The following is a 10,581-nucleotide window of genomic DNA, read 5'->3' as shown; positions in this document are numbered from 1 at the left end:
CGTGATAAAAATGAGCATGTTGCACAAATTTGTTTTGGCGATTTGTACTCGCGATAGCCCTCTTTATTTGTTGTTGAGTACTTTAAAGTTTCTCCTGAAGGGCAAAGATAACAATCAAAGTGTTCATCGTAAACATAGTCATGTTTGCGAAAGAATCTTTTTCATTTGTACGAGGACGTGTATAGGGTAAAGCAGGTGTGATTTCTTTGTTAAATAGGTAGCTTGTAATCGCTGGTGTTTTATAAGCTGCATCTGCGGCAACTGCTTCTGGTTTTCCAACTTTCTCAATCACTTGCTCAACAAGTGGCTCCAAAATATGACTGTCATGTGTATTACCAGGTGTTACAATCGTTCCCAATACAAAACCGTTGCGGTCTGCGACCGCATGGAATGAATAGGCAAACTGTTTTGTTCGTTCATCTTTCACATAGTAGCCACTCTCAGGATCCGTAGTACTTTCTTTAATCGCTTTGGTTTCTTCCTTATCAAATTTATCTGGTGGAAAAGGCTTCTTTCCATGGTTTTCACGATCTTGATTTATTTCATCTTGAAGACGTCCTTGATATGCTCGTGTTTCTTTGCGTACGATTTTCTTTTCAAATTTACGCTTATTCGCATTGGCTTTCACATGTGTGGAATCGTCAAATATGTGTTTAGCACTTATTAACTTTCTTTCAGCAGCTGTCATTAAGATGCGATAGAAAATCTGTTCAAACAGGTCTGTATCTTTAAAGCGTCGCTCATAATTTTTCCCGAACGTTGAGAAATGAGGTACTTTATCATGGAAACCATAGCCTAAGAACCAACGGTAAGCCATATTTGTTTCAACTTCTTCAATCGTTTTCGCATGGAACGAATACCGAAGGTATATTGAATGAATGTCAGTTTAACTAAGATAACTGGATCAATACTTGGGCGTCCTACCTCTGAATACATATCTATCACCAAGTCATAAATGAAAGTGAAGTCAATGGAAGCCTCCATTTTACGAACCAAATGATTCGCCGGCACCAGTTGATCTAAATTATTTCAAGTTGATCTCGCTGATTAGAATTATGTTTCGAAAGCATCCTCATCACCTCAAGTTTTAATAGTTCTATTTTAAAACAAAAAAGACTGTAGGCAAAAAGGAGTTCTATCTGAAATTTTAAACATAGTTGATTGGAACGGAAGGTGCGAGACTCCTGCGGGAATAGCGAGTCCAAGGGAGACCCCACAGGCGCAAGTGCGCCGAGGAGGCTCCCGGACCGTCCGCGGAAAGCGAGTGCCTGAAGTGGAAATCAACGTCAAAATTTGTACAAGCCCAAAAAAACTGTAGACAAACTCGATTTTCATCGAGTTTGTCTACAGTCTGAAATAAGCATCTAAACGATGCTTATTTTTTTGGAAGGTATTCCTTACGATATGATTCAGAATTCATGGTATCCATCCTGCGATTTCTAAAAGCGTCAAAAGAATCTCAAAGACAATGAGAATTACAATGATCCATTCAACGAATAGTCCCCTGATCGAATGGCTGATGTTAGAAAACCCATCCATAATGTTATATAAAATTTCAGTTTTACTTTTCAGGATTTTATACCGATCATTCAATTCAAAAAATTCAAGCATCCTGTCATAAAATTCGCCGGCAATGCTGCTTGTCCATGTGATATCAGGTTTATCCAGAATCATGATATACGCTAGGGTATTGTACTCGTGACGTACGATTTTTGCCGTCGTCCTCGCCAGTTCCTTGTTGCCGATTCTCAGCTTGCCTTTTTCCAGTCGGTCAATCATGGCTTCGAGCTTGTCGTGGATTTTTCCGAGTTGTTCCTCAGTTTTTTCAAGTGCCACCGATTTTGCGAGAATGGTGGAAATTAATTCAGGGTAGAAAAATTCATATTTAGGAACAACTACATATTCGTCCGTTAAATTGATGTTTTCAGTTTCACTGAAGTGAAGGCTGTAATCGTCCGTATATCTATCTACATTGATGAGATCAATGTCCGGCTCGAAAGAATGGATAAAGGAGGAAAATGCCTTAATCTCATCTTCGTGCGAGTAATTGATGAAGACAATGCTGCCAAAGGAAAAAACCAGCACCTGCTGCGATTCGTCCACATTTTTATTAAGGATGGAACTTAGAATATCGCCTTTAAGGATTAAAGGCTCTTCCCAGGTGAATTTTTTTGGGATGCCGCAATGAACGGCGATTTTGTTCAAATCAATTTCATTAGTGATTGCACATGCTTTAAAGGTAATTGGTCCCATCTATATCACTCTCTTCAGCAAATTGGTCTTTTTTCGATTCTATTCTATTCTTACAAAAACATGCTTGAATAATTCTTGAAGGTAGAAAAAAGTCAACTGACTGGTAACTAAACCAATAAACTCCATTAAGGATATAAGAATAATCAAGTCTAAGCTTTGGGGCTCTACACTCCCACGTCCTATTAATAGATTTAAAATGGTTTATATGTAAGAGGGCGATTCCGATAAGGTTCGTCCTTCTATATTTTGCTTGTTTATGCTTACTGAAACTTTACAAAAACATATAAAAGTTCATGAAAACTTTACTTTTATTTACAGAATTCTCATATTGATGTCAATATTCAGTAATACATGTTTGTTATAATCGATTGACGGTTTTAAAAGTGGTTGGAAAATGGTCTTTTAATAATCCTTCATTTACAGATAAGTAGCAGGCTGATTGAAGATGACTGAATAGTAGGAGTGAACAAAAATGGAGGAATCTATAAATCTATATGAGCTTACATTTAGTGAAAAAGATAGATATGTGATCATTACGAATGCTTATCCACATGAAGATCAGTTATATCGGAATGGGTTTATCCACCGAAGAGTCAAGGCTTATCTGGATGAGGGTTTGAAGGTTGATGTCTTTGTTTTGCATCCTGCCTATAAAAAAGCAGAAAATTATACGTATGAAGATGTGCCTGTTTATCGAGGAACTGAACAGCATCTGCGCATTTTCTTAAATCATAAAGTACATAAAAAAGCGCTGATTCATTTTGTTAATCCAAAAATGGTACAAGCGATAAAAGAAACGAACACAGATTTACCGATTATTACCTGGATACATGGATTTGAAACGGAGGCATGGCATAGAAGATGGTTTAATTTTCTTGAAAGCCCTGAAAGCTTGAGGAAGATACTTGAAATGTCGGACGACTATTATGTAGCACAGCTTTCTTTTATGAATTGGTTTTATCAAACGAATGAATTGGATACAACCTTTGTTCATATATCCAAATGGTTCAAAGAGCATATAGCGGAATGTGATGCAAGAGCAGAATCGAAAAATTCAGTAATCATTCCTAATGTAATAGATGACAATCTGTTTACCTTTATTGAAAAGCCAGTTGAAATGCGGACAAAAGTCCTTTCAATCAGGCCATACGCTTCACGAAAATACGCCAATGATCTATCGGTGAAAGCAGTGCTGGAACTATCGAAGAGGCCATACTTCGATAAGTTGGAATTTGCATTTTATGGTGATGGAAAATTGTTCGATCAAACCGTTGAGCCAATCCGGGATTTTGAGAATGTAACGATTCATAAAGGTTTCCTATCTCAGGAGAAAATCGCTGCATTACATAAGGAGTATGGGATTTTCCTTTGCCCGACCCGTTTGGATTCTCAAGGGGTTTCTATGTGCGAGGCAATGTCGAGTGGGCTAGTGCCGATTTCAACAGATATTACGGCAATCCCGGAATTCGTTAAACATGACGTGTCTGGCCTTCTAACAAAACCTGAGTCTCCTATCGAAATTGCCGATGCAATAGAGCGCTTATATTACAACTCGGACGTATTTCTAAGAGTGTCAAAACAAGCTTCTCAGTCGATCCGGGAAAAATGCGCTGTGGATGTTGTTATAAAAAGAGAATTGGAGATCATCCAAGGTTAATGGAGGGGAGTTTTTTCAATATGGACGAACGAAACGAATATTGGAAAACCATGTATGAGGAACTCGAATTACAAATGAAAGACATGATGTCCATGACATTGGAGCTCATAGAGGGCAATGGCATGGAAAAACAAAAAATCATTGAGAAAGTTACAAAAGAAAATAATATGCTGCGAGAAGAATTAGAAAAAAGTAAGATGGCCCAAAAGGAAAATATTAAGCTTAATCAAGAAATACGAAGACTTAAGTTGTTAGAACACAAATTCAACGTTACGTATGCAGGGAAATTCACGTTAAAATATCTTGCGCTTAAATCATCTATTAAAGAACAAATAAAAAAATAAAAATTCATATCAGATTTCAGTCATTGGAGTGAAAACTTTGAATTCACATGAACTAGTTGAAAACAGAAAAATGAAGGTACTTCTATTTGGCTTTATTGACATGAATTCAATGGATGGATCTGCAGTATTTTTATCTTCCTTGGCATCGACCATTGCGTTAGATTCTAACATCGAAGTTGACTTACTTTTAGCTAGCCCGGTCAAACGTGATATCTTAATTCAGCCTCTTGAGAAATTTGATAATATAACCATTCTCAATCCTTTTGTTGATCCTTTTTTTAATGTCGCGGATGATGAATGGGTAAAAAAAGGTGTTATTGATTTCGATATAGCTGAAATGCTCATTTCTCATTATTGGAGTCAAAAGGAATATGATTGGCTATTTGTTAGAAGCATTGAGACTGTTGAAAAAATAGCAAAGCATAAGCATATCATAAAGAATACATTAGTTTATGCTACAGGATTGACTCACATAGGTCAGGATGTTAAGGAAGAAAAATTTGAGAGCATCAAAAATATATATGATCAGTGTGCGTATTTCTTATGTCAAACAGAAGAGATGTGCCAATTTGTCATTGAGATTCTTAATTTGAATAAAGAAGAAAATAAAGTTTCCCTGCTTACCCCGATGATACCAAACGTTGAATCAGCGGAAGGGCATACCCGATTAAGAAACAAACTTGTATATACAGGGAAATTCGACCCGGATTGGAAGACCATTCCCATTATTACTGCTTTTAAAGAATTAAAACGAGAGATTCCGAATCTATCACTTGATGTGGCGGGGGATAAATTCAAATGGGTTAAAGATGATTCTCAGTTTAAGGAAGAAGCGGCATACCTCCTTAAAAATACAGATGGGCTTACATGGTACGGGGCATTGACAAGGGAGAATGCCCAACAATTAATCGTGAACAGTGATATTGGGATAACCTGGAGAAGTGAGGAAATGGACAGCAGTCTGGAACTGTCTACAAAGCTATTGGAGTATGGGATTTTAAGGAAGGCTGTAATAATGAACCCAACCGAAATGCATATGAAGCTTTTTGGCGAAGATTACCCGTTATATGCTGTTACAGAGAAGGATTTCCGTGACGCTGTCAAATTAGCATTATGCAATAAGGACATATATGAGTTTGCGTCACAACGAATGTATCAAGTTAGCAGGCAGTTTTTATTTTCGGAAGCAATAAAGAAACTGCAAGGACCATTATGGAGCAAGCGTATTACAGATTATGTAAATCAAAGCACGAATACGTTTTATATTGATGAAGATGACTTTGATGAACTGATTAAGCATGCATCATTAAAAAAAGTGAAAATATTGCCTGCGGAGTTTAATGTTGACGAAGTTTTCACCTATATTGTCAAAAACATACCTGAAGAAATGAAACGAGTCGAAAAGCTGTTTAAACTGTCTGGGTATGGTCAAATCATTTCAGCAGAAAAAGCTGGATGTTATACATTTCTCCACATCCATAAAAGTTATGGAAACTTTGAACAAAATTTTCAAAATAACATGCCATATTTAAAAATGATAGGATTTGAAACTTATGGAAATCCTAAATTAAAACCAAAAGATGTGGAAATTTCAATGAAAGAACGGGCAATTGTTGATAAAGAAAAATATGATATGAAAGGGAAAAATAAAGAATTAGCTAAAGAAGTAAAGCAATTAAAAAGACTGAACACAGTTCAACTTAAACAAATTACTAAGCTAGAAAAACAAAACCAAGCACTTGGACGTAAATATGATTCACTTTCGAAATCGAAAATGGGTAAAATGACATTCAAGTATTGGGATTTAAGAAAAAGGCTTAACTTTTAATAAGAAGGTAAGCCTGCAACAGAACAGTGGACAATGCAATGGAAGACATTATTAGTCAAAGGAAGGCTCCTGAATGCTGCTCGCTTACAGGGGTCTTTGTCGATTATATCGAGTAAAGAAGCAGGGATTCCTGTAACTTTTTATGTGTGTTGACGATTAAAGCTGCGTCAGGTTACTATTCTATGAAAATTAAAACTTGCCAGTAAGCTCAATAAAGAATCATGGAATTACAAAAACTAACCTTTCAGCATTTATCCAAATAGACCCCTTATCCTTTAATGGTGTTATAATATTCTGAAAAAGGGGGAGAGATGATGGAGGAGAATGTGCTAAAAGCAATTCAAGATGATTATCCAGATGCATTTGCATGGTGTTATGGATGCGGTCGCTTGAACAAAGATGGTCATCATTTTCGAACGGGTTGGCATGACGAGCAAACAAGGACAATTTATACACCACGCCCAGAGCATATCGCAATTCCAGGATTTATTTATGGCGGCTTGATTGCCTCTTTAATTGATTGTCACGGAACAGGTTCTGCTGCATTGGCTTTACACCGTAAAAATGGTCATGAAGTTGGAGATGGAGTGGAGCCACCCAGGTTCGTGACTGCGTCACTGAATGTGGAGTTTGTAAAGCCGACCCCAAATGATGTGCCATTAATAGCCGTTGGGACGATTCATGAAATTCATCCTAAGAAATGGAGAATCGAAACAGAGGTATTTGCACTTGATAAACTTTGCGCCCGTGGAGAGGTAATCGCTGTGGTGATGCCAAGTACTTTTACAAGTAAAGAGTGATCTTAATTAATGTAAACGCATTCGAAATCAAAATTAGATTTTTTTATCAAAGGGCCGTCCAATTATTTGGACGGTTATTTAGTGTATCTGAGCATCCATTACAAGCATGTTATAGCAATAAAGTGGCATGTAGCTGGAAATCACAAGCGAAATATCAAGATATTAATATTATAAGCAAAGGGAGGTCGAAGAATGAAAATAAACGTAGAGATAGGTGAGGAGATCAAGGCGATAGAGGTGCTTATCCGCAATCACGAATGGAATGAAGAAGTGCAGGAACTGATGGAGCGCTGAGAGGAAAAGACCGTATTTTGTCGGCAAAAAAGAAGAAATGCAGCATGTCTTCCGGGCAGAAGAAATCATCTGTTTGTTCACAGAGCAAGATTCCCTAATGGTGCGGACGAAACAGGGTACTTTCGAAATGAAAGAAAGGTTATATGAACTGGAAAGGGACCTTCCCGGTGATCAATTCGTGCGATTGTCCAAGTCAGTGATTGCCAATTTGGATGAGTTAAGCAGATTCGAGGCATCTTTCAACGGGACCTTATGTGTGTATTTCCGATCAGGGGAAAAAGAATATGTTTCCCGGCACTATGTTCCAGGAATCAAGAAAGCATTTCAATGGAAAAGGAAGGGATTATGATGAAAACACTATTATTCCGCAGCTTTGTTGGGATTTCCTTTGGGGCACTCGTGATGGTGCTGACATGTTTTGGAGTGATCGTTTTTGGGGAGGTTCCTGCATTGGACAGTGAAATATTTGTAAAAAACGTGCTAGGCTGCATATTATGTGGCTGGTTCTTCAGCACGGCAACAATCTTCTTTGAAAATGAAACATGGAGCTTGCTATCTCAAACCATTCTGCACTGCCTGACTGTCAGCATTCTTTACTTCCTATTATCTTTCTTTGTTGGTTGGATTCCGTTCAGCTTAAAGGGATTAGCTATAGGAATTGGGATTTTCATACCATTCTATATGATCATCTGGACCATATTCTATCTCTACTTTCGCTTCCAAGTAAAATATTGAATGAAGGAATTGATAAAAGAAGGGATTGAGGGCGGATCGATTAGTTAGAGCGGTGTAAATCTGAACCCAAGAAAATAATAAACCGTCAGGAAAGGCATTTTCATATACCCCCCCATGATGCTTGCATCAACTGCAGTATGTTCAAATGAAACAACAGTTAAAGCTGCAAAACGATTAACTTTCCATTGTGAACGAACAAGAACACAAAAAAGAATAATGGGATTATTTCCATGAAATCCTGTACCAAATTTACCAAGGTCCTCTGGTTATTTCATGAAATCCCTATATCTGCTGTCATTTCATTTTTCCTGCGGTATTCATCCCTACTTTGGAATGTAATAAAGAGACACCGCTTCCTGTTGTATCGGTGTCTCTTTATATTTTATCAATTTTGTATCATTATCATTTCATCATAGATTAAGTTTTGTCTAAGCTCAGTTGCTGTTTGTATGGATATTTGCTCAGCTTCAACCATTTGCTGAATGATATCACGTTCGATTTGCATCGCATTCAACTGAAATTGACTCACCATCTCTTCAAAGCGTTTTGCATCTTTTTCACTTAATGTTCCGAACGGATTCAAATAACGATTGTATCTTTGGATGACAAGCATGACTTCATGGCGGTTTTCAGGTGTGGTTTGTTGTTTGATCAATGAAATGGCTTCCTTTGAAGCTTCTTTTTGTGCTTTACGGAACTCCCTGATCAGGTCCGCATTTTTAACGATGGAGTCCTCTAATTTCGCTTCCCATTTCTTATCCCATTTGACATTGATCTTTTTCTTGAAAAGAATGGCCTGCAAATTGACCCAAGCCCTTTTCAGCGAAGATTTTTGCATATAATTTAAGGTTCTTGAAATATACACTTTATATAGTTCAAAGGCTGTTTCAGTTATAATCCCTTTTTCGACTAATCCAGAAACGACTTCCAATTCCTTATTGGCTCCAAGCTCAACTAAATCGCGTATTGTCCGATTATCCGGTCTATTCGTTATTCCCCGTTCCAAATCTATCAGTTGTTCATTTAAATCTTCCATTACTTGATGGACCGCTTTCTGATTATCGATGGTTGCTTCTTTGCTCAGATGATTGATCGTTTTATTTAAAACAATTTTATAAGCCTCCTCAGAGGTTAGGCGCTCATCTTTGAATTCAATCGGTGTCTTTACCAGTAATGGCAAGAGAACGGTAGCCAAGGTGACGCTTAACAATATAACGCAAGCTGCGATAAACAAGACTGTATTACGCATCGGGAATAAAGTGTCATCCGGCATAAAATATGGTATGGATAACGCTGTAGCTAATGTAATGGTTCCATGAATGCCGCAAACGGATGTCAAAAATGCAAATCGTGATCTTGAAACATTCTCCTCATCGGTGTCATTTCCATCTTCTGGATGAACCCTGGACATAATGAATTGCTCTAATGGATTCACTCTATTTTTCGTAAAAGTATCATGCAGAATGTATACCCAAATAAAACGGATCACCAATAATAAAAGAACGATCAAGACACTTATCCCAAAAAGAATGCCCCTATTTAAGTTGGACTCAATTTCCTGATAAACACTGGGCAACATGAATCCTAACAAAGCAAATACAAGTCCATTCAAGACATAACCTAATACAGACCATGTATTAGTTGATACAATTTGCAATTTAGTTGTGGAACTCTGAAGGCGATCCCGCTCGATGCCATGAATTACACCTGCAGCAACCACTGCCAAGATTCCGGAAACATGGAATTCTTCAGCTACCATATATATGGCAAAAGGCGTAATTAGTTCAATGACAATAGACATAGGGATTTCTTCAAGTCCATGAACCCGTAAAAATAATCGTAATTTAACGATTAAATAGCCCAATACGATACCTATAAAGATACCGCCTAAAGCTACAAATATAAAATTAAGCGAAGCATCTTTTATGGAAAACACTCCAGTTAAGGCAGCTCCCAGGGCAACTTTAAAAGCGACGATTCCAGCAGCATCATTGAAAAGTGATTCACCTTCAAGGATGGGCATCATGTTTCCAGGCAATTTCAATCCTTTTGTAATCGATTGTACCGCTACCGCATCCGTAGGGGTAATGGTAGCTGCTAAAGCAAAAGCCACAGCCATCGGCATACCGGGTATTAACCAGTGGATGAAAAAGCCTCCTGCAAAAACCGTCACAAATACTAACCCAAAGGCTAATAACAGAATAGGCTTACGCAATTCAAGCATTTCTTTACGGGACGTATTTTTTCCTTCTGTAAAGAGCAGCGGAGCAATGACACAGATCATAAATAATTCTGAATGAAAATCAAATGATAATTGAAATGGTAATAATGAAAACACTGCTCCCATGGAGATCTGATATATCGGAAGTGGGATACGAGGCCATATAGCATTTAATATTGTAGCGATTATTGTGGACACCAATAATCCGAGCAATGTGATTAAGAATGACATAGAATCTCCCTTATCTTCTAATGTTTTAGTCTGATTGCCCATGAAACTTTTAAAAAAAACAGAGATATATAAGAGCAATATCCATCCTTTAAAAAATAACCCCTACTTTATGGTCCTGTGTATCTTGTTCAATAAACAATGCTTAGCCAGAGACAGCATTTTCGACTAATAAATAGCCCCGGTTTTTGATATACCCCTTAGTTATTAATTACAAACAG

General features: G+C 37.5%; 8 protein-coding genes and 1 pseudogene. 6 read left to right on the top strand and 3 right to left on the bottom strand.

Annotation, left to right across the window (positions count from 1 at the left end):
* Together ACIQ0C_RS18180 and ACIQ0C_RS18175 are read right to left on the bottom strand one after the other, a co-directional pair.
* Positions 1-1,070 (bottom strand): annotated as a pseudogene (locus ACIQ0C_RS18180) (IS1182 family transposase); the annotation flags it as partial.
* 346 nt (positions 1,071-1,416) lie between these two features.
* Positions 1,417-2,253, bottom strand: coding sequence for an RMD1 family protein (locus ACIQ0C_RS18175; RefSeq protein WP_402837095.1), 837 nt, complete (start codon positions 2,251-2,253; stop codon positions 1,417-1,419).
* Between the two features lie 472 nt (positions 2,254-2,725).
* Here ACIQ0C_RS18175 and ACIQ0C_RS18170 point away from each other — a divergent pair, with 472 nt between their 5' ends.
* From ACIQ0C_RS18170 to ACIQ0C_RS18145, 6 genes are all read left to right on the top strand, one after another.
* Complete coding sequence (locus ACIQ0C_RS18170) at positions 2,726-3,910, top strand: glycosyltransferase family 4 protein (RefSeq protein WP_402837093.1); 1,185 nt, start codon at positions 2,726-2,728, stop codon at positions 3,908-3,910.
* A 20-nt stretch (positions 3,911-3,930) separates the two neighbouring features.
* Positions 3,931-4,254, top strand: a complete 324-nt coding sequence (locus tag ACIQ0C_RS18165; RefSeq protein ID WP_403062471.1) for a hypothetical protein — start codon at positions 3,931-3,933, stop codon at positions 4,252-4,254.
* A 37-nt stretch (positions 4,255-4,291) separates the two neighbouring features.
* Complete coding sequence (locus ACIQ0C_RS18160; protein WP_403062468.1) at positions 4,292-6,082, top strand: glycosyltransferase family protein; 1,791 nt, start codon at positions 4,292-4,294, stop codon at positions 6,080-6,082.
* Positions 6,083-6,396: 314 nt separating this feature from the next.
* Complete coding sequence (locus ACIQ0C_RS18155; RefSeq protein WP_403062498.1) at positions 6,397-6,882, top strand: PaaI family thioesterase; 486 nt, start codon at positions 6,397-6,399, stop codon at positions 6,880-6,882.
* Between the two features lie 331 nt (positions 6,883-7,213).
* Entirely contained in the window at positions 7,214-7,525 is a 312-nt protein-coding gene (locus ACIQ0C_RS18150; RefSeq protein ID WP_403062465.1) for a LytTR family DNA-binding domain-containing protein, read from the top strand.
* The gene (locus ACIQ0C_RS18145; RefSeq protein WP_403062462.1) at positions 7,522-7,911 is read left to right on the top strand and encodes a DUF3021 domain-containing protein; all 390 of its coding nucleotides are present in this window, start codon (positions 7,522-7,524) and stop codon (positions 7,909-7,911) included. Before ACIQ0C_RS18150 ends, ACIQ0C_RS18145 begins: the two co-directional genes overlap by 4 nt.
* Positions 7,912-8,296: 385 nt before the next feature.
* Here the strand turns inward: ACIQ0C_RS18145 and ACIQ0C_RS18140 are convergent, their stop codons facing one another.
* The gene (locus tag ACIQ0C_RS18140) at positions 8,297-10,363 is read right to left on the bottom strand and encodes a Na+/H+ antiporter (RefSeq protein WP_403062459.1); all 2,067 of its coding nucleotides are present in this window, start codon (positions 10,361-10,363) and stop codon (positions 8,297-8,299) included.
* Between the last annotated feature and the right edge of the window lie 218 nt (positions 10,364-10,581).

The organism is Peribacillus sp. NPDC096448 (assembly GCF_044762675.1).
GTDB classification, from domain to species: domain Bacteria; phylum Bacillota; class Bacilli; order Bacillales; family DSM-1321; genus Peribacillus; species Peribacillus frigoritolerans_B.
The sequence above is the reverse complement of the archived record's forward strand: the minus strand, read 5'-3'. Positions and strand labels throughout refer to the sequence as shown.